Annotated in this window: 16 protein-coding genes; 8 read left to right on the top strand and 8 right to left on the bottom strand. The window is 65.2% G+C overall.

What is annotated here, in order from left to right; all coding sequences use genetic code 11:
- Nucleotides 1-17: 17 nt before the first annotated feature.
- A complete protein-coding gene (locus C9F12_RS15825) occupies nucleotides 18-899 on the bottom strand; it encodes a polysaccharide deacetylase (protein ID WP_045993136.1) in 882 nt (293 codons plus the stop codon).
- 569 nt (nucleotides 900-1,468) lie between these two features.
- The gene (locus C9F12_RS15820) at nucleotides 1,469-2,485 is read right to left on the bottom strand and encodes a GntR family transcriptional regulator (protein ID WP_205254709.1); all 1,017 of its coding nucleotides are present in this window, start codon (nucleotides 2,483-2,485) and stop codon (nucleotides 1,469-1,471) included.
- A 381-nt stretch (nucleotides 2,486-2,866) separates the two neighbouring features.
- Between C9F12_RS15820 and C9F12_RS15815 the strand changes: the two genes are divergently transcribed.
- Genes C9F12_RS15815 through C9F12_RS15795 form a run of 5 tightly spaced genes read left to right on the top strand, consistent with a single transcriptional unit; the run spans nucleotide 2,867 to nucleotide 8,443 of the window.
- Nucleotides 2,867-4,387, top strand: a complete 1,521-nt coding sequence (locus C9F12_RS15815; RefSeq protein WP_240184271.1) for an NCS1 family transporter — start codon at nucleotides 2,867-2,869, stop codon at nucleotides 4,385-4,387.
- Nucleotides 4,388-4,442: 55 nt separating this feature from the next.
- On the top strand, nucleotides 4,443-5,822 hold the full coding sequence (locus C9F12_RS15810) for an amidase family protein (protein WP_108449501.1): 1,380 nt from the start codon (nucleotides 4,443-4,445) through the stop codon (nucleotides 5,820-5,822).
- A gap of 41 nt (nucleotides 5,823-5,863) precedes the next feature.
- Nucleotides 5,864-6,166, top strand: coding sequence for a hypothetical protein (locus tag C9F12_RS15805; RefSeq protein ID WP_045993133.1), 303 nt, complete (start codon nucleotides 5,864-5,866; stop codon nucleotides 6,164-6,166).
- A 29-nt stretch (nucleotides 6,167-6,195) separates the two neighbouring features.
- A complete protein-coding gene (locus C9F12_RS15800; RefSeq protein ID WP_108449500.1) occupies nucleotides 6,196-7,236 on the top strand; it encodes a GTP-binding protein in 1,041 nt (346 codons plus the stop codon).
- The gene (locus C9F12_RS15795; protein WP_108131856.1) at nucleotides 7,229-8,443 is read left to right on the top strand and encodes an extracellular solute-binding protein; all 1,215 of its coding nucleotides are present in this window, start codon (nucleotides 7,229-7,231) and stop codon (nucleotides 8,441-8,443) included. Before C9F12_RS15800 ends, C9F12_RS15795 begins: the two co-directional genes overlap by 8 nt.
- A 178-nt stretch (nucleotides 8,444-8,621) precedes the next feature.
- Here C9F12_RS15795 and C9F12_RS15790 read toward each other — a convergent pair whose 3' ends face one another.
- Nucleotides 8,622-9,365, bottom strand: a complete 744-nt coding sequence (locus C9F12_RS15790) for a sulfite exporter TauE/SafE family protein (protein WP_045993130.1) — start codon at nucleotides 9,363-9,365, stop codon at nucleotides 8,622-8,624.
- Nucleotides 9,366-9,499: 134 nt separating this feature from the next.
- A complete protein-coding gene (gene gap, locus C9F12_RS15785) occupies nucleotides 9,500-10,501 on the bottom strand; it encodes a type I glyceraldehyde-3-phosphate dehydrogenase (RefSeq protein WP_108449499.1) in 1,002 nt (333 codons plus the stop codon).
- Nucleotides 10,502-10,861: 360 nt separating this feature from the next.
- Between gap and C9F12_RS15780 the strand changes: the two genes are divergently transcribed.
- The gene (locus tag C9F12_RS15780; protein WP_045993128.1) at nucleotides 10,862-11,338 is read left to right on the top strand and encodes a methylglyoxal synthase; all 477 of its coding nucleotides are present in this window, start codon (nucleotides 10,862-10,864) and stop codon (nucleotides 11,336-11,338) included.
- Between the two features lie 20 nt (nucleotides 11,339-11,358).
- Complete coding sequence (pgi, locus tag C9F12_RS15775; protein ID WP_045993127.1) at nucleotides 11,359-13,029, top strand: glucose-6-phosphate isomerase; 1,671 nt, start codon at nucleotides 11,359-11,361, stop codon at nucleotides 13,027-13,029.
- A gap of 329 nt (nucleotides 13,030-13,358) precedes the next feature.
- Here the strand turns inward: pgi and C9F12_RS15770 are convergent, their stop codons facing one another.
- On the bottom strand, nucleotides 13,359-13,778 hold the full coding sequence (locus tag C9F12_RS15770; protein WP_108449498.1) for a CrcB family protein: 420 nt from the start codon (nucleotides 13,776-13,778) through the stop codon (nucleotides 13,359-13,361).
- 22 nt (nucleotides 13,779-13,800) lie between these two features.
- Nucleotides 13,801-14,169, bottom strand: a complete 369-nt coding sequence (crcB, locus tag C9F12_RS15765; RefSeq protein WP_108449497.1) for a fluoride efflux transporter CrcB — start codon at nucleotides 14,167-14,169, stop codon at nucleotides 13,801-13,803.
- A gap of 423 nt (nucleotides 14,170-14,592) precedes the next feature.
- Here crcB and ybiO point away from each other — a divergent pair, with 423 nt between their 5' ends.
- On the top strand, nucleotides 14,593-16,968 hold the full coding sequence (gene ybiO, locus C9F12_RS15760; protein WP_045993124.1) for a mechanosensitive channel protein: 2,376 nt from the start codon (nucleotides 14,593-14,595) through the stop codon (nucleotides 16,966-16,968).
- Nucleotides 16,969-17,257: 289 nt separating this feature from the next.
- Here the strand turns inward: ybiO and C9F12_RS15755 are convergent, their stop codons facing one another.
- Both C9F12_RS15755 and C9F12_RS15750 read right to left on the bottom strand, forming a co-directional pair.
- Entirely contained in the window at nucleotides 17,258-18,484 is a 1,227-nt protein-coding gene (locus C9F12_RS15755; protein WP_045993949.1) for a heme biosynthesis HemY N-terminal domain-containing protein, read from the bottom strand.
- Nucleotides 18,481-20,079 carry a uroporphyrinogen-III C-methyltransferase gene (locus tag C9F12_RS15750; RefSeq protein WP_108449496.1) on the bottom strand — a complete coding sequence of 533 codons (1,599 nt, stop codon included), beginning with the start codon at nucleotides 20,077-20,079 and terminating at the stop codon, nucleotides 18,481-18,483. Before C9F12_RS15750 ends, C9F12_RS15755 begins: the two co-directional genes overlap by 4 nt.
- Nucleotides 20,080-20,090: the final 11 nt, after the last annotated feature.

Here is a 20,090-nt window from a genome sequence, read left to right as displayed (position 1 = left end):
GAGGCGCGATGGCGCGTTCAGCCGCGTGGATGGCGGCTGGCGAAATCGTCGGCGATCTCGTCGAAGGTGCAGAAACGCACGCCTTCGTGGCTCTGCATATGCTCGATCAGTCGCTCGAGCATCATCAGCACCTGAGGACGGCCGGAGACGTCGGGGTGGATGGTCATGGTGAACACCGCGTAGTCGTTCTCGCGGTAGACCCAGTCGAACTGGTCCTGCCACATCTCGCCCAGCTGGCGCGGGCTGACGAAGCCATGACTGTTGGGGGACTTCTTGATGAACATCATCGGCGGCAGGTCGTCGAGGTACCAGTTGGCCGGGATCTCGATCAGGTCGGTCTCTTCACCACGCACCAGCGGCTTCATCCACTCCTTGGCCGGCTTGGAGTAGTCGATCTTGGTCCAGGAGTCACCGACGCGCACGTAGTAGGGGTGGAAGTCGTTGTGCATCAGGCTGTGGTCGTACTTGATGCCACGCTCGAGCAGCAGCTCGTTGGTCACCGGGCTGAATTCCCACCAGGGCGCCACATAGCCGGTCGGCCGCTTGCCCGACAGCTGGGTCACCAGCTCGATGTTGTAGTCGAGCACGTCGCGTTCCTGCTCGCGGGTCATGGCGATGGGGTTCTCGTGGCTGTAGCCGTGGACCCCGACCTCGTGACCGGCGTCGACCACCGCCTTCATCTGCTCGGGAAAGGTCTCGATGCTGTGCCCGGGAATGAACCAGGTGGTCTTCAGGTTGTAGCGCTCGAACAGCTTGAGCAGGCGCGGTGCACCGACCTCGCCGGCGAACAGGCCGCGGGAGATATCGTCGGGGGAGTCCTCGCCACCGTAGGAACCGAGCCAGCCGGCCACGGCGTCCACGTCGACACCAAATGCACAGAGAATCTCTTTCTTCGCCATCTTGAACACCTCGTCTTGTTGCTTGGTCTTGTTGGGGCTTGCGGTGGCGCCACTGGCCCTGGTGTCGGTCGTGCGCTTGCTGGACTACCGACGTGCCATCGGTCCTGCGGCGTCAGCGGTTGTGTCGACCGCCATCAATTGAAGACTGGATACAAAGGTCATTTTTGTCAAGACGGAGATTTCAGGCGTAGAGCAGCGCGTCACGACGCTCACCAATGACCAAAACCTGCGGCCAAAGCCCGGTTACAGGCAGAACTGGCGATACAAGGCCGACCATTCAGGCTTTCAGCAACAGCCAAAAGTGCAAACCTTCTTCGACCAATGGGTGAGAACAGACGAGTCCTAAAAATGCCGATCGAATAAAACGTCATTTTTTATGGGCGCGGTATCCAACTGACATTTTTTACTTCTAGACCAGGGGGGGGGGACAGGACAGCACACCGGCCTGTGGCAGGCCGACCGCTAGACTTGAGGAAAGGACGCAAAAGGCAAGAGGCCGGAAACAAAGGAACATACCGAGGACGGAGGGCAAGGCGGCGCTGACGCTCGCCTTGCGCCCTGCGCTTGCGTCAGACGATACGCTGAAGGTAGGGGGGAAGGTCGGGTTCGGGGAACACCGACAGCACCTTGAGCCGACGGCGGGTGCGCTCGGCAGCCGCCTGGAGGTGGGACTGCAGACTCGAGGCGGCGGCGTCGAAGGCGCCAAACAGCAGGTGATCGATCACCAGCTTGTGCTCCATCAACAGGGGCTCGTCCCGAGGAACCCCCAGCGTCTGGAAGAACATGCGATTGACGATGACCGGCAACTGGCTCTGGGCAATCATCTCGCCGGCCTTGCGATTGCGGTAGTGGCGCAGGCAACCCTGGTGCAGGTCACGTTCGAGTCGAGCGATGGTCGCGGCAGACTGCTGCTCGGGGTGGTCGATCAGTCGCTGCACCCGGTCGCGCATTACCTCGAGTTCCTCACGTTCGATCAGCGGGCCGGAGGCCTTGAGCGCCGCCGGCTCCAGCAGCACTCGAATCTCGTAGTCCTCGGCCACCGCCTGGGCGGTCAGCGGCCCCGCCAGCCAATGGGAGTGGCGATCCTTCTCGATCAGCCGTTGGCTGCGCAGCCGTCCCAGCACCTCTCGCGCCACGGTGCGGCTGACACCGTAGTAATCGCTGAGGCTGGTCTCGACGATGCGGAAGTGACCAAACGCCAGACAGGTGGCCACCGCCTCCTCGACCTCGGCGTGGATGCGCTCGGCCGCCGGCCGGGTATCCACCACCGGTGACTCATCGATGCCGAGACCAAGACGCTCAGGGGTCAGCGCCTCCCGCGCCGGCTCTACCGCCTCGGGATCGGGTGTCGCCAGAAAGCCGCGCCCTTCAAAGCGGCTGATCAGGCCCTGCTGGTGCAAAAGCTCCAGCGCCTTGCGCACCGGCCCACGACTGGTGCCGAACAGCCGTGCGATAGGCCCTTCCAGCAACACCTGATTGGGCGGCACCCGCCCCGACTCGATGGCTTCTCGCAGTGAATCCTGGATCAGCGCGTAGCGGGGGGCGCGACTGCCCTCCTGCCTCGACCTAGCTGGCGTACTCAGCACCCGTTCCTCCCTGACGTCCAATCACCTGACCTCTCGCTTACACGCCACCGATGTCCGGCAGCCACGATCCAAGGCCCGGCAGCCGGGCAACAAGCGCCCATCTTGACACCTCTTCAGGACCCTTTCGAGCCACTCGGAAATGACGTTTGTTGCCAACTTCACAAGATCCATGCCCGTCTGCACGAACAGGAAAAGGCCTTTTTACCGGAAAACAGCCTATTACAGATTGTCCTCGGCCCCTATGCGGCTTAAGGCGCAGGACGGCCCTTGCCAAAAAATGATTTTTGTATCCATACTGCATTTATGCGAAACGGAGATATCTCTTCGTCCGACGTCGCTATCGCCTCCAACAACAACCAACGACACTCAAGGAGCGCTCCCGTGGCCACACCACAAGACGCCCCCACCCCCGCCACTTCGGCGGCAGCCCGCGACAGCGGCGACCACCTGCTGGAAGCGGCGATCCTGCCGGTCTGGCTGAATCAACGCACCATCGGCTTTTTCGGTTTCATCTGGCTGTGGATCGGCATGGCGGTGATCATCGCCACCTTCCAACTGGGTGCCGGCGGGGTCGCGGGCCTTCCGCTGATTCAGGTCGTCGCCATCATCTTTCTGGCCAATCTGGTACTCGGTGTGGTGATGAGCCTGACCGCCGACATCGGCACCGAACATGGACTGTCGTTCGCGGTCTACCTGCGCGCGCCCTTCGGCCTCAAGGGCACCCACCTGCCGGCGGTATCCCGCGGGGTGGTGGCCGCCATCTGGTTCGGCGTGCAGACCTACCTGGGGGCGCTGGCCCTGAACGGCATCGTCGAGTACCTGTGGGGCCTGGACAACTGGATCCTGTGGTATGTGCTGTTTGCCGTGGTCCAGATAGTCAACACCGCCCTGGGCATCCGCGCGGTGGAGCTGCTGGCGTCGATCGCCGCCCCCTGCATCGTGGCCATCTCGGTGTGGATGTACTTCACCCTCGACGTGCTTGCCGAGACCCAGGGCATCAATATCTGGACCTTCGTCGGCGACCAGAGTGTGGCCGCCCTCGGCCTGTTCTTCGCCAACATGGCGTTCTGGTCGGCGCTGGCGGTGGATATCCCCAACCTGACCCGCTTCCTCAAGACAAAGGGTGGCGAGCGCAGTTTCTTTCAGCGCAACAAGAACGTCTTCGTCGCCCAGTTTCTGGCGCTGCCGGCCACCCAGGCCTGGATCGCGCTGATCGGCGGCGTGTCCTTCATCGCCGCCGGTGACTGGAATCCGGTCACCGTCATCCAGGGACAGGGCGGCGGCCTCACCCTGATCGCACTGCTGGCGATGGTGATCCTGGCCCAGTGGTCGACCAACAACGCAGCCAACCTGATCCCGGCGGCGCTGACCTTCGTCAACGCCGGCGCGCCAAGGGTCAGCTACCCGGTCGCCCTGGTCATCGCCGGCATCATCGGCACCGCCTCGATGCCCTGGCTGATCCTCAACAACCTGTTCACCTTCCTCAGCTACTACGGCGCCGTGCTGTCGGCGGTGGGCGGCATCATGGTGGCCGACTACTACCTGCTGCGTCGGCGTCGCCTCAACGTTCCGGCGCTGTACGATCCCAACGGCCAGTTCCGCTTCAGCGGCGGCTTCAACCCCGCCGGCCTCATCGCCTGGATCATCGGCGGTGGCCTGGCGCTAATCTTCCTCGAGTACGCCTACGCGGTAGGCTTCGGCTCGGCCCTGGTGGTCTATATCGTACTGATGAAAGCCTGGGTGCTGCGGCGCTATCCTCAGGAGGAGATCACCTCCGGCTACGACGACCGATTCCTCGCCACCTCGGTGGGCCGCAACTGGGTCTACACCGAAAAGGGACGCTTCGAACGCCTGGAAACCGGTGACATCCCCGACTCCGCGCTCAAGCGCGAGGATCGCTGAGTCGTCGTCTGGCGCCGCCCGCGGCGGCGCCCACCACCCGCTACAGGAGACGTGCATGCCTGCACAACCCTTCACCGCCCTGGCCATCGGCGAGGCCATCCGACGCGGCGAACTCGATCCGGTCGCGTTGACCCGCCAATGCCTGACCCGGGCCGCCGACAGTGACGGCGTCTTTATCTCGCTGACCGAACAACGCGCCCTGGTAGAGGCCGAGGCCTGTGCCCAGCGTCAGCGCTCGGGCACCCTGCGCGGGCCGCTGGACGGCGTGCCGCTGGCCTGGAAGGATCTGTTCGACATCGCCGGCACCGCCACCACCGCCGGCGGCAAGGTGCTGGGCAAGACGCCGGCCGAGCGCGACGCCGAGGCGGTACGCCACGCCGCCGGTGCGGGCATGGTCTGCATCGGCAAGACCAACCTCACCGAGATCGCCTACTCGGGGCTTGGCCTCAACCCCCACTACGGTACGCCGCACCATACCCCTCCCCCCACCTCGAGCGAGCACGAAAGCAGAAACGAGAACGAGCCCAGGGCCCCCGGCGGGTCCAGCTCCGGCTCCGCGGTGGCGGTCGCCCAAGGCATCGTGCCGGCCGCCATCGGCACCGACACCGCCGGCTCGCTGCGCGTCCCCGCGGCCTTCAATGGGCTGGTGTCCTATCGCCCCTCCCAGGCCCGCCACTCGCGCCAGGGAGTGACACCGCTGGCCGACAGCCTGGACACCATCGGCGTCATCGCCAGCACCCTCGAGGACTGCCTGGCCATCGACGACACGATGCGCGGCAGCGCGCCGCTGGTTCGTGCCGCCGCCGTGCCCGAACAGTCGGTGATCGTGCTCGATGCAGGCTGCCTTGACGACCCGAGGGTATCCCGTGCCGTGGGCGACAATCTGGAGGCCTGCGCCAGCCGTCTCGAGGATGCCGGCTTCCACATCGTCCGTCGCCGTGTGGCGAGCGTCGCCGACACCCTGGAGGCCATCACCCGCCACGGCTGGCTGGGCGCGGCGGAGGCCTACACCGAGTACCGCGCCCTGCTGGAAGGCCCCGATGCCGAGGCCATGGACCCCAGGGTACGCAAGCGCCTGGAGGCCGCCCGCCAGATGCCCCCGGACAGCGTGGTCAGCCTGTATCGCCTGCGTCAGGCGCTCAAGACGCGGCTGCGCGATGAGCTCGCTGGCGCGACCCTGCTGACGCCCACGGTGGCGCATGTGGCGCCCTTGCTCGCGCCGCTGGAAGCCGATCCCGAGCACTTCGCCGAGGTCAATCTGGCGACGCTGCGCCTGAGCATGGTGGCGAGCCTGCTCGACTCGCCGGCGGTGGCCCTGCCCAGCGGGCGCGACGACGACCGCCAGCACACCAGCCTGCAGCTGAGCGGCCCCTGTGGCGAGGACGAAGCGCTGCTGCGGGTGGCCCTTGGCGCCAGCTCGGCGCTGACGGCATAACTCACATTCATTCGGCGCCGACGGCGCCTTCGGAGGTTGGCATGTGCGGACTGTGCGGCGCACTCGGCGGTGAAAGCCACTGGAGCACCAACATCGAGGACCCCGAGCAGGCCCACTTCGCGCGCAGGCGCGCCCGCGCCTACCGGGTCACCCTGATCAATCGCGTGCTGAGCCCCCGCCGGATCACCATCGAGGACTTCCAGGCGGCGAGCTTCGTGCTCGCCACCGCCACCGGCAAACGCGAGATCGTGCAGGACCTGGGCGGCGTATGGCTGCAGGCAGAACGCATGGGCGGTCATGAACTCGACCCGCTCGATCCCGCCTTCCTGGCCTCGCTGCAATGACGCCAGACCGCCACGACGAGGACACCACCATGAACGAGACGACACCCCTGGTGCCGGTGCACGTGATCTCGGGCTTTCTGGGCGCCGGCAAGACCACCCTGCTCAAGTCGGTGCTGGCCAGCGAAGCCTTCGGCGACAGTGCGGTACTGATCAACGAGTTCGGCGATGTCGGTCTCGACGACCGCCTGCTCGGCGAGATCGCCGAGGATGCGGTGCTGCTGTCCAGCGGCTGCGTCTGCTGCACCATCCGCGGCGAACTGTCAGAGGCACTCAGACGCCTGCTGTCCCGACGCCAGGACGGCGAGATCCCGGCGTTCAAGCGGATCGTGCTGGAAACCACCGGGCTCGCCGATCCAGGCCCGATTGCCTCGACCATCACCGCCGACCCGGTACTGCGCCACCACCTGCGCCCCGGCACCAACCTGACCCTGGTCGACGCACTCAACGCCGTCGACAGTCGCGCCCAGCACCCCGTCTGGGAGGCCCAGGTGGCGGTGGCCGACAAGCTGGTGATCAGCAAGGCCGACCTGGTCGAGGAAGACACCCTGGCAGGGCTCGAGGCCATGCTGGATACGATCAACCCGGCGGCCCAGCGGCTGGGCGCCGAGGCGCTACGCCAGCCCAGTGATGAACTGTTCGCCAGCGGACCGCACCTGCAGCGTTTCACCCCCGGCCAGGTGAAGTCCTGGCTCGGCCCCTGGCGCAAGCCGCCTCAGCATGATCCGGACCATCTCGGCGACATTCGCTCCTTCCGCCTCGGCCTCGAGGGCGAGGTCGACTGGACCTGCCTCGGCATCTGGCTGTCGATGCTGCTCAACCGCCATGGCAGCGATATCCTCAGGGTCAAGGGCGTGCTCCACGTCCAGGGCGACGATCGACCGGTGGTACTCCACGGCGTCCAGCACACCATCCACCCACCGGAGCACGTGGAGGCCTGGCCTTCGGACGACCGCCGCTCGGAGCTGATCTTCATCACTCGGGACATCGACGCCGAGCGCGTGACACAATCGCTTGCGACCTTCATGGACAAGGTCAGCGACCATCCCAGCCCAAGGATCCTGCATGCCTGACACCGCCAAGCCCAGCGCCCCCTTTGTCCAGCGCAGTCCGGTCACCCTGCGGGTACTGGGCACCTCGGTGACACTGCTGGAGAGCATTCGCCAGCGCGCTCGCGAGGACCTGGGCCTGCGCCTGGAATTCACCGTCATGGACGGGGTGGCGGCACAACGGGCGGGAGTGCTGGCACCGGACAGCTTCGACATCTACGACCAGTGGTTTCACAACGTCGATTTCGTGTGGCCAGCCGGGGCCATCCAGCCCATCGAGCTTTCCCGCATCCACCACTGGGGTGCGATCAACGACCTGCCGAAGACCGGCCGACTGACGCCCCACGCGCCGCTCGGTGCCGGTGGCAATCCGGTCGACCGGCTCTATATCCAGGCCGACGGCAGCTGCGGCGCACGTCCCAGCGAGCGCATCACCATGCTGCCGGTCAGCCACAACGTGGACAGCTTCGGCTACCGCCTGGACATGCTGCCCCACGGCCTCGACAGCGAGCAGGAAAGCTGGGGCTGGCTTTTGGACCCGCGCTGGCGCGGCATGGTCAGCCTGCAGAACGACAGCGCCATCGGCGCCATCGACGCAGCGCTTGCCGCCAAGGCCGCGGGCCTTGTGCAGTTCGAGGACCTGGGCAACCTGAGCGTCGCTGAGATCGACTGTCTGATCGATTGCCTGATCGAGCTCAAGCGGGCTCAGCACTTCCGCACCTTCTGGAGCAACCAGGACCAGGCCTCTTCGGACATGCTGCGCGGTCGCGTCGGCATCGAGAGCCTGTGGTCACCGGCGATGACCGACCTCAAGCAGCGCCAGCTCAAGGTGCGCATGGCGGCACCGAGGGAAGGCTATCGCGCCTGGTACGGCGGCATGTCGCTGTCACGCAGCATCGAAGGCCGCAGCCTGGACGCCGCCTATGAGTATCTCAACTGGTGGATCTCGGGCTGGCCCGGCGCCGTCATGGCAAGACAGGGCTACTACATCTCGACCCCTGAATTGACCCGCCCTCACCTGTCTGCGGCGGAATGGGACTACTGGTACGCCGGCAAGCCCGCCGCGGAGGAACTCGCCGGACCGTCAGGCCCCTGCGGCATGATCCACAAGGGTGAGGTACGCGACGGCGGCGACTACATGACGCGCATGAGCCGCATCGCGGTGTGGAACACGGTGATGGACGAGCACAACTACCTGGTGCGGCGCTGGAACGACTTCATGTCGGCGTAGGCGAACGACAGCCGGTCGCTCGGCTCTGTCCGAAAAGTCGACGAGCGAAGGTTAGACAAGGCAAAAATCGGTGAGAAAGCGCAGTTTACAGGGTGTAAATGAGCATTTTTGACCGGGCTGGCGCACCAGCCGATTTTTAACGCCGTATTACCGAGCGCAGGCACTTTTCAGGCGAGCCCTAGGCGAGCGCCTTGATGATCAACTGTACCCCGACCACCGCCATGGCCAGAATCACCAGCCGGTAGAACAACCGCTCGTTGACCCGGTGCTGCAGCCACAGGCCGGACCTGATGCCGAACCAGGCCACCGGCACCAGCGCCAGCGACGCCCAGATACTGGTCAGGTTGATCTCGCCAAGCCACAGGTAAGGCGGCAGCTTCATGGTATTGACCGCGGCGAACACCAATGTGGTGGTGGCGATGAAGGTGGTCTTGGGCAGGCGCCTGGGCACCAGGTAGAGGTTCATCGGCGGGGCGCCGGCGTGGGCGATAAAGCTGGTGATACCGGTGGCGATACCCGCGGGCCAGGCCCAGAAAGAGGCGATCGGCCTGGAGGCCGCCGGCTTCACGATCATGTAGGCGACAAACAACAGCGAGATCACCCCCAGCAGCAGCCTGACGTGGTCCTCGTCGAGGCTGCCCGCCACCAGGGTAGCCACCACCACGCCGATCGCCATGCCGGGGATCAATCGCTTCACCTCAGCCATATCCTGGTGCCCCCACCAGGCCTTGACCGCCAGAACATCCATCACCAGCAGCAAGGGTAATAACAGGCCAGCGGCGGCGATGGGATCGATCGCCAGGGCCATCAGCGGCACCGACAGGGTACCGAAGCCCCCGGCGAAGCCGCCCTTGGAGATGCCGGTCAGGTAGGTGGAGAGGATGATCAGGCCCCAGGCGAGCCAGGAGTATTCGGGCAGCATGGCATTCCTTGCGCGCAAAGACGCCGAAGCAGTGACTGCTTCGGCGTCTGTACCAATGATGGGGGCGGCGAATCGCCCCGACCATCAGAGTGCCACACCAGGCCCGCCGATGGCAGCGGGCGGGGGCTATTGGCTTACTTGGCGGCCTGCATGGCCAGGGCGGTATCCAGCATACGGTTGGAAAAGCCCCACTCGTTGTCGTACCAGGCCATGACCTTGACCAGGCGACCGTTGACGCGGGTGTGGTTGGCGTCGAAGGTCGAGGAGGCCGGATCGTGGTTGAAGTCGATGGACACCAGCGGCTGGGCGTTGACGTTGAGCACCGGAGAATTCTCCGCCGCCTTGGCCACGATCTCGTTGATCTCTTCCTTGGAGGTGTCGCGCGAGGCGTTGAACACCAGATCCACCAGCGAGACGTTGATCACCGGCACACGCACGGCCAGGCCATCCAGCTTGCCGTTGAGCTCCGGCAGCACCTTGCCCACGGCAGCGGCAGCGCCGGTCTTGGTCGGGATCATGGAGTGGGTGGCGCTACGCGCGCGGTACGGGTCCTTGTGGTACACGTCGGACAGGTTCTGGTCGTTGGTGTAGGCATGGACCGTGGTCATCAGGCCATTCTCGATACCGACGGCGTCGTTGAGTGCCTTGGCCACCGGCGCCAGGCAGTTGGTGGTGCAGGAGCCGTTGGAGACGATGGTATCGCTGGCCTTGAGTACGCCGTCGTTGACGCCGAACACGATGGTGGCGTCGCCGTCGGGGCTCGGCGCGGAGACCAGCACCTTGGCGGCACCGGCCTCGACGTGCTTGCCGGCGTCGGCGCGAGTGGTGAACAGGCCCGTGCACTCCATCACGATGTCCACGCCGAGCTTGGCCCAAGGCAGACTGGCCGGGTCACGCTCGGACAGAATAGCGATACGGTCGCCATCGACGCTCAGACTCTCCTCGTCATGTTCTACCTTGAAGGGAAAGTGACCGTGAGCGGTGTCATGGCGCAGCAGGTGGGCGTTGAGCGAAGGATCACCGAGATCGTTGATGGCAACGACCTCAATCCGGTCCCGGTAACCGTTTTCGTACAGTGCGCGCAGCACGTTGCGACCGATACGTCCGAAACCGTTGATGGCAACCTTGAGCGTCATAGCGAATATCCCCCTGAGCGGCGAAAGCGTTCTTGCGTGAAAGCTGGTGAGTCGACGGTAGGCGGATTCACTAAAGATGCAAATCCCCCGCAAGGACGTCGTCAGTGGGCACCAATGTGGTACAGACAGCGCCGGGACTCAAGCACTATTTTGTTAAACTTACAACATTTCTCCAAAAACATTGATGAAGGACACTCTAATAAGCACGAAATTTCGACAACTTACTGCCCGCGCCTTCTCTATGAAGGCCCGCGCTAGACCTTAGTCGCATCGCCAAGCCGTAGTAATATTACCTTCAACGCTCTAAGGTATCCCTCATCCCGGTGACACCATTCACCACGCCTTTATCCCGGAGGCCCCATGCCCCAACCCGTCAAGGAAGTCAGCCGCATTCTGCCGGCTCGCAAGCGCATCGCCCTGGTCGCCCACGACGGCAAGAAGCAGGAACTGATGGAGTGGGCCTCCCGCTGGAAGGACACCCTGATCGCTCACCAGCTGCTCGGCACCGGCACCACCGCCGCGCGGCTCAGCCGCACCCTGGGGCTGGAGGTGGAAGGCCTGATGAGCGGTCCGCTGGGAGGCGACCAGCAGATCGGTGCTCGCATCACCGAGCAACGACTCGATCTGCTGATCTTCTTCTGGGACCCCTTCGCCCCCCAGCCCCACGACCCGGACGTCAAGGCGCTGCTGCGCCTGGCCGCCCTGTGGAATGTGCCGGTGGCCTGCAACCCCTCCAGCGCCGACTTCATGATGAGCTCGCCCTGGCTTGGCCAGGACTACGAGATGCAGATCCCGGATGCCAACGCCTGGATTTCCTCTCGCAGCGATAACAACTGACCAATATCGAGGATTCTCCCGTGTTCCAGCTGACCCGAAGCGTGACCTGGCAGTCGCTGTTGAAGCTTCGCGACGAGACCGCCGACGACCGGATTCGCGACTACTTTGCCAAGGATCCGAAGCGGTTCGACAAGATGAGCCTGCGCGTGGGCGGGCTTTTTCTGGACTACTCCAAACACCAGATCTCCGACGCGGTGCTGGAGAAGCTGGTCGAGCTGGCCGAACACTCGGCGCTGGTCCAGCGTCGCGCCCAGATGTTCTCCGGCGACATCATCAACGTCACCGAGGACCGGCCGGTACTACACACGGCGCTGCGCAATCTGGGGGACAGCCCGGTCATCGCCGATGGCAAGGACGTGATGCCGGAGATCCACGCCACCCGCGAGCAGATCAAGCGCTTCTCCGAAGAGGTCCGCAGTGGCAACTGGAAGGGCTACAGCGGCGAGCGTATTCGCGACGTGGTCAACATCGGCATCGGTGGCTCCGACCTCGGCCCCAACATGGCCAGCCGCGCCCTGCTCAAGTACCGCCAGGCGGACCTGAACTTCCACTTCGTCTCCAACGTGGACGGCGCGCATATCCAGAAGGTGCTGAGCCGCCTCGACCCGGCCACCACCCTGTTCATCGTCTCGACCAAGACGTTTTCCACCCAGGAGACGCTGCTCAACGCCCGCACCGCACGGCGCTGGTTCGTCGAGAACGCCGGCGATGACGCCGACATCGGCGCTCACTTCATCGCCGCCTCGACCAACCGCAAGGCCGCCATGGAGTTCGGCATCCGCGAGGAGAACGTGTTCGAATTCTGGGCCTGGGTCGGCGGTCGCTATTCGATGTGGTCCTCGATCGGCCTGCCCATCGCCCTGGCGATTGGCTATGAAGGCTTCATCGAGATGCTCGAAGGCGCCTACGAGATGGACCAGCACTTCCAGAACGCCCCGCTCGGCGAGAACATGCCGGTGCTGATGGCGCTGATCGGTATCTGGTACATCAACTTCGTCGGTGCCGAGACCCAGGCCATCGTGCCCTACGACCAGGCCCTGCATCAGCTGCCGGCCTTCCTGCAGCAGCTCGACATGGAGTCCAATGGCAAGTCGGTCGATATCTTCGGTCGCCCGGTGGACTACAAGACCGGCCCCATCGTGTGGGGGCAGACCGGCTCCAACGGCCAGCACGCCTTCTTCCAGCTGTTGCACCAGGGCACCCGCTACGTGCCCATCGACTTCATCGCCTCGCTGAAGCCCGAGCCCGGCGTCGAGGACCACCACTTCGCCCTGCTCACCAACATGCTGGCCCAGGCCAACGCCTTCATGGAAGGCAGCAGCAAGGGCGGCGACCTGGACCCCTACAGCTGCCCCGGCAACCGCCCCTCCAGCGTGCTGCTGCTCGACGAACTGACACCGCGCAACCTGGGCGCGCTGATCGCGCTCTACGAGCACAAGGTGTTCGTCCAGGGGGTGATCTGGAACATCAACTCCTTCGATCAGTGGGGTGTCCAGCTGGGCAAGCGCATCGCCGGCGAGATCAGCGAGAAGATCGACGAGCGCAGCCAGGACTTCGACGCCTCGACCCAGGGACTGCTGGGCCTGGTGCGGGAGCACTTCCAGGCGCCCGGCAAGAGCGTGGAAAAGGCCGCCGAAAAGGCAGCGAAGAAGACCGCCAAGCCCGCCGGCAAGGACGCCAAGGCCAAGTAAGCGGGGCGGAGGCGGAAGGTGCCGAGCACCGAGTGCTCGGCACGGGCCCGCCATGGCGGGCACCCAGCGACGGACAAGAAAAGTTCAAGAAACGCCAACGGGCCACCCCGGAGTCTGCGCTCCAGGGTGGCCCGCCTTGGTCTGGCTCGCACTGTTCTGGCTCGCACTGTTCTGGCTCGCGCTGGTCTGGCCTGCTTTCCGCTGGCTCGCGGGGGCCGGAATAGCGGGATTGCGCCTGGCGTGAGCGCCTGGCACGAGCGCCTGGCTTGCCGAGACGAACTCCTGGGCTACTTGAACGACCGCCGGGGCTACTCTGACGAGCGTCTGGGCTACTCGGACGAGCCTCTGACCAGGGCCCGCCGTGCGCTGACGTCACCGGCCCAGGCCGCCGCCAGCCATAGCGGCACGCTCAGCACCACATAGGCCAGCGCCAGCCAGGGGCTGCCGCCGGTGGCCAGGCGGGCCGCTTCGAGGCTGAACAGCGAAAAGGTGGTGAAACCTCCACAGAAGCCCGCGACGACAAGCGGATGAAGCCTCGCCAGCCGAGGGCTGTCGCTCAGGGCCGCATGGGTAGCAAAGCGGGCAATCAACCAGGATCCCAGCACGTTGACCAGCAGGGTCGCCCAGGGAAAGGACGACGCCACCAGGCCCGAGACCGCGACGCCGGTCAAGAGGCGACACACCGATCCCAGGGCGCTGCCAAGGCCCACCGCCAGATAGAGCCGCCAGACGCTTGTTGCCTGACTCATGCTTCTCCCCTCTGCCGACACCTCACAGGCCACCCCCGAGGGCAAGTCCCGCCACCACGGCGGCCAGGCCGGCCAGCAGGGTCAACGAGACGTTGAGCGCCGCCGCTGCATAACGACCTTCGCGCATCAGGTCCAGGGTCTGCAGACTGAAGGAGGACACCGTGGTGAAGCCGCCCATCACCCCGCTCAGCAGCATGAGTGCCGCGGTCGAGCCTGCCACCAGGCGACTGGCCAGCAGGCCGATAACAAAGGCTCCCAGCAGATTGACGATCAGGGTCCCCCAGGGGAAGCGCACTCCCCAGGCGGCCGCTGCCCGACGACTGACGAACAGTCGCCCCATGCCTCCTGCGGCGCCCCCCAGCGCTACCGCTGCCAGCGTCCACCACTCCATCACCAATCGCCTCGGCCAAAACCGCCATGGTATGCAAATACCTGGGCGATGTCGTGACCGGTGGCAATACCGCTGGACCTCGCCCTCGGCGTGGCGAAACGGGCTGATCGCAGATGGCCCGTAAAGCGACAAGGCACAGACAATGCCGAGCCTAGGAAGGCGGGAAATCAAAGACGCTGAAGGTGCTGAAAATCTAAAAAAAACGCCGCCCGAGGGGGCGGCGAAGTTGTGCTTGCCTAGCAGGGATGAAGCGCATGGGATGCGTTCACGATCAATATGGCACAGAATTGGCAATCCGTACAACTTTTGTACATCCTTGATTGCGTACAAGCGGCAAACGGGCATGTTAGCCTGCGACAGATTCGTCCAAGGACGCCCCTCTGCCCCGACGGGCCCCACCCATCAAAGGAGAAGGTTTGCGTGATGCGATCACGACTCTGCTCTCGACTCTTCAGCGTGCTGATGCTCGCGCTCGTGCTGCTCGCGGGACCTGCCATCGCCCAGCAGGGCGGTGACGCCAGCGGCTCTGGCGGTTCCTCCAGTGACGGTCCGGCCTACTCGACCCTGGCCGACCTGCTGGAAAACGAACAGGCCCGCAGCCAGCTGATCGAGCAACTGCGACAGATGGCGGAAAACGCCCCCGAGCAGGCCCAGGCCGCCGGTGAACAGGCCGTCGACAGCGCCGCCGAGGCTACCCTGCCCAAGCAACTGGCGGACATGACCAGCCGCGTGGTCAGCGAGTTCGGCAATCAGTTCGAGAATCTCGCCGCCATCTTCGGTGGCATGATCGACGGCGCCCTGACCGAAGGCGAACTCAACTTCGATCTGTTCACCCAGGCGGCGATCAACCTCGGCCTGGTGATTCTGGCGACCTTTGTGCTGTTCGTGATCATCAGGCGTCTGGTCAGGCCACTGTTCACGCGGTTGAGCCAATATTCGCAGAACGGTCAGAACCTCAACCCCACCATCCGCCTGGTGCTGTGCGTGGTGCTGGCGGTGATCGTGGACGCCGCCGTGGTGGGTCTTGCCTACGTCGGCGGCAACCTGGCCGCCACCTTCGCCATCGGTGAGACGGGCAGCCTGTCGACCCGGGCGTCGCTGTTCCTCAATGCCTTCCTGGTCATCGAGCTGTTGAAGGCGGCCGTGCGCATGCTGTTCGCCTCACGCTACGAGGGCCTGCGACTGCTGCCCATCACCGCTCCCAGCGCGTCCTACTGGAATCGCTGGATCGCCCGGCTGATTGGCCTTACCGGCTACGGCCTGATGGTGGTGGTCCCGTTGATCAACACCTACCTGTCTTACCGTGTCGGTGAGGGCATCGGCGCTCTGATCATGATCGGCGCCTACCTGTACGCCATCACCGTGGTGCTGATCAATCGCAGCCGCCTGCGCGATGGGCTGTTCGATGCCGCTGTCAGGTCCAGCCTGTCGGCCTCCCGTGTCGCGCTGCGCCTGCTCGGCCGCATCTGGCATCTTTTGGCGATCACCTACTTCACCGTGGTGCTGGTGCTGACCCTGACACGCCCCGAGGACGCCCTGCCGTTCGTGCTGATCGCGACCCTCAAGACCCTCGGTATCGTGCTGGCTGCCATGCTGGTGTCGCGCCTGCTGGCCCAGGCCATCGGTCGTCGCATCACCCTGTCCGGTGAGCTGCGCAAGAAGCTGCCGTTGCTCGAGGCACGCCTCAACTCCTATGTCCCGACGATGCTGCGCGCCTTCAACGTGCTGATCCTGATCGTCGCCGCCATGGCCCTGCTCAACGCCTGGGGCGTGTTCGACATGGCCACCTGGTACGCCTCCGAAGCGGGTCGCGTGCTGGTCAGCCAGGTGATCAACGTGGCCATCATCCTGATCGTCGCCGCGGCGGTCTGGATCGGCCTTGCCAGCCTGATCGAACACAAGCTGAATCCGACCACCGGCCGCGGCATGCCCTCGGCCCGGGCCCAGACGCTGCTGTCGCTGTTCCGCAATGCCCTGGCCATCGCCATCGTCACCATGACGGCGATGATCGTGCTGTCGGAAATCGGCATCAACATCGGACCGCTGATCGCCGGTGCCGGCGTGCTCGGTCTGGCCATCGGTTTCGGCGCCCAGAAGCTGGTGCAGGACATCATCACCGGTATCTTCATCCAGGTGGAAAACGCCATGAATACCGGCGACGTGGTGACCCTGGGCGGCATCACCGGCACCGCCGAGAAGCTCAGCATCCGCTCGGTGGGTATCCGTGACCTGCACGGCACCTACCATCTAGTGCCGTTCTCCAGCGTCGATGTGGTCTCCAACTACATGCGTGGCTTCGGCTACCATGTGGGCGAATACGGCGTCGCCTACCGCGAGAACGTGGACGAGGCGATCGTCGCCCTGCGCAACGCCTTCGACGAACTGTCCTCCGACGAGGACCTCAAGTCCGAGATCCTCGAACCCCTCGAGGTGGCCGGTGTCATCGCCCTGGCCGACAGCTCGGTCAACATCCGGGTACGCATCAAGACCACCCCGGGCAACCAGTGGGCGGTGGGCCGTGCCTACAACCGTCTGGTCAAGCTGCACCTGGACGAGGCGGGCATCGAGATCCCCTTCCCGCACACCACGATCTTCTTTGGCGAAGACAAGCAAGGCCAGGCGCCAGCCGCCAACCTGCGCCTGGTCGAGAAGGACGTGGTGGCCACCGGCGAAGCCAGGGACACCGCACCGCTGCCCGGCGAGGACGGCAGTATCGACTCGCCCCGCGAGCACGAGACCCGCGAGGATGCCGAGACCAACGCCAAGTTCAGGGGCGACTACGACCCCGACGGCAACTGACAGACCTTACCTGCAACGCTTCTGGGGCGGCCTACGGGCCGCCCCTTTTTATTGATCGAATCGCCAGGGTGCCGAGCCCTGACGCCACAGTCCGGGCGACACAGGCGTGGCGGCAGCTACACGCCGCAACCGGGCCTGTACTCGCCTTCAGCATAGTGACGCCACGTCGCCGCCCCCTTGGCTGGCGCGGCGCACGAGCCCCATCCTCCAGGAGCACAAACGCCACGGGCGGGGCCGAAGCCCCGCCCGTGGCGTTTGTGGGTACTGCTTAGTAGATCGAACGCCTGGCTCAGGCCTGCTGAGCGTCGCTCGGCTGCGGCAACGAGGGCAGCGACTTGTCGAGCAGCTCGACGCTCTGGCGATAGTAGAGCTGGCTCTTGTTGTGCTCGCCCAGGTTGGCGTAGAGCCGCGCCAGCTCGGCACAGACCACTCCGCTGGGACGTTGACGCTGGCTCGCCTCGAAGTACTCCTGGGCCTTGCCCCAGTAGGCGTTGCGCAGCGCCAGGCGACCCAGGGTCAACAGCAGGTCGGGATCATTGGGCCGCTCCTGCAGCCACTTCTCGGCGGTCACCAGCTGACGTGAAGCGTCCACCCCGAGCAGGCCATAGCGCAGCACCAGACGGCTGTCCCAGTTGGTCTTGAGCGAGTGGCGCAGCAGTTTCTCGGCGATCACCTGTTCGTCGCAGCGCACCAGCGTCTCGACGTAGAGCACCAGCAGGTCGATGTTGGTGCGCAGGTACTCGGGCATGTCCGACCACAGGTTGCGCACCCGCTCGATATCCTCGGGATTGCGCGTCTCCTGCAGGATCAGCTCGCGGTAGGCCTGCAGCTCGAGCTGTTCACGCTCTTCCCGGGCGATCAGCTGCTGGTCGGCCAGACGCGGCAGCAGGCGACGCAGGCCATCCCAGTCGCTGACGCTGATATAGGCGGCCTTGAGCTGCTTGAGCACCTGAGGATGGCGCGGCAGATGACGGTCCAGACGGGTCAGGATCGCCAGCGCTTCCTCGTACTGCTGGCGGTCCAGCATCAGCTGGGCCTGCATCATGCCCACCGCCGGATCGGCGCCGTCGGTGGAGATGTGGGCCCGCTTGAGCAGGGTGTCGGCCTGGTCATAGCGGCCCTGGTAGTGGGCCGCCAGGGCGGCAGACAGGTAGTTTACCAGCGGGGTGCTGGAGTCATCGGCGGCCTTGACCAGGGCCTTCTCGGCGCGCTTCCAGCGACCTTCGGCCAATGCCACCAGGCCGCGCACGGTGCGCTTCATTGCGGTGCGATTGCGTGCCCGCGAGTTCCACACCTTGAAGCGGCTGACCGGACGGCTCAGGCGGAACAGCACGCGCAGGGCAAAGTGCAGCACCATGAACAGGGCCAGCAGGATCACCAGGCCGAACCAGAACGAAGTCTGGAAGGAGGTGTCGCCCACCCGCACCAGCCAGTAGCCGGGCACCGACATCATCAGCTGACCAAACAGCGCCCCGAGCGCGAGGCCAACGACAATGAGCAGGATCAGCTTTCTCATGCGTTATCTCCCTGGCCGGAAGCGCCCGCTTCGAAGCGCTGCTCGATGAACCGGGCCAGCGCCTGCTGGGAAGCGCTGATATCGGGAAGCTCCGGGCGGATGGACTTGCCCTTGAGCTCGCCCAGACGAGCGATCACCGACTGCACCGACTCGTCGTCGACGTCGTAGTAGCCTTCGAGCAGGGTGATGGCCTTGTCGAGGCTGGCCTCGTACAGGCCGGTCTCTTCCTTGAGCAGGGCCAGCTGGGACTGCTCCAGCACCAGGCGCAGGCTCTGACGCAGGTACGACTCCTGCTCCGGGGTGATCAGGGCTTCCAGCGCCTGGTCGTGGTGGCGTACCGTCACCAGCTCCTTGAGCTCTTCACCGACCCGTGCCAGCTGCTCCTGCCAGGCACCGGAAGGAGCCTCCTCGATGGTGGTATCGGCGGTGAACTGCTCGATGTCCTGGGCCAGCGGCAGGCCGGCGATCTGCTCCTGCTGGGCGTTCAGGGCCAGATAGAGGCCAGTCCGGTCAACCTTGGGCACCGTCTGCAGGGCGGCAAGCTCCTCGGCGATGGCGCGGCGTACCGGGACCAGTGCCGGATTGTTGGCCTCTTCCAGGCGAGCGTCGGCGGTGCGCAGCAGCGCCGCAGCACCTTCGACATCACGCTCGAGCTGCAGGCGCTGATTGGCCAGACGCAGCAGGTAGGCGGCCTCGGCGTGCAGCCAGTCACGCTCGTCGGCGTTCTGTTCCTTGGACAGCTCGGCCAGCACCCGATCGAGGGTCTGGTTGACGTCGGACTTGTAGGCGTCGAAGTCGCTCTTGATGCCGTCCACCGCCTGTCCCATGGTCTCGCGACGCTCGGCAAGACCGCTTTCCAGCTGGGACGACAGCTCCTGGACCTCGGCCACGCTGGGGCTGTTCTGCTTGAGCTGGTCGATGCGCGCGGACATCGCCTGCTGAAGCTGCCAGCCCTTCCAGCCGACAAAGGCCACGCCGGCGATCAGGATGAGCACCAGTACCAGGGCCACGACACCGGCCTTCCCTCCACCAGAGCCGCCACCAGAGCCTCCGGAAGACGAGGTCGCGGCACCGCCGGCAGAAGCCCCACCGTTACCACCCTTGCCTGCCGCTGGGCTGGGCTTGTTGTCACTGGCCTTGTTGTCACTGGCTTTAGCGCCACTGGCCTTGGTGTCACTGGGCTTGCCATCGCCGGGCTTGCCGGCACTGGCCTTGCCGCTGTTGTCGGGCTTGCTTGCACTGGGCTTGCTGGCACTTGGCTTGCTGGCACTGTCCCCGGCGGCGCCCTTCGCTGCAACCGGAGCGGCGTCACTCGGCGTGGCCTTGGCGGAGCCTGCGCTCGACGCCGTGGCGCCGGCAGGCGATGAGCCGCCCGTCGCCGCAGCGGGTGTGGAGGATGCCGCGCTGGCACTGGACGAGGTGGATCCGGTCGAGCTGCTGCCACTCTTGTCGCGACGCCGCGACCGCCGCTGGGAGCCCCCCTTGCCCGCGCCGCCCTTCGAGGCGTCCGTGCCTGAGGTCGCGCTTCCTGTGCCCTGCTGGCCGGAAGCGGACGGGGTCTGCTGCTCGTCCTGATCGTGCTGTTGGTTGCTCATCTGTCGCTAGC

This window comes from Halomonas sp. BN3-1 (assembly GCF_003056325.1).
Taxonomy (GTDB): domain Bacteria; phylum Pseudomonadota; class Gammaproteobacteria; order Pseudomonadales; family Halomonadaceae; genus Halomonas; species Halomonas litopenaei.
The sequence above is the reverse complement of the archived record's forward strand: the minus strand, read 5'-3'. Positions and strand labels throughout refer to the sequence as shown.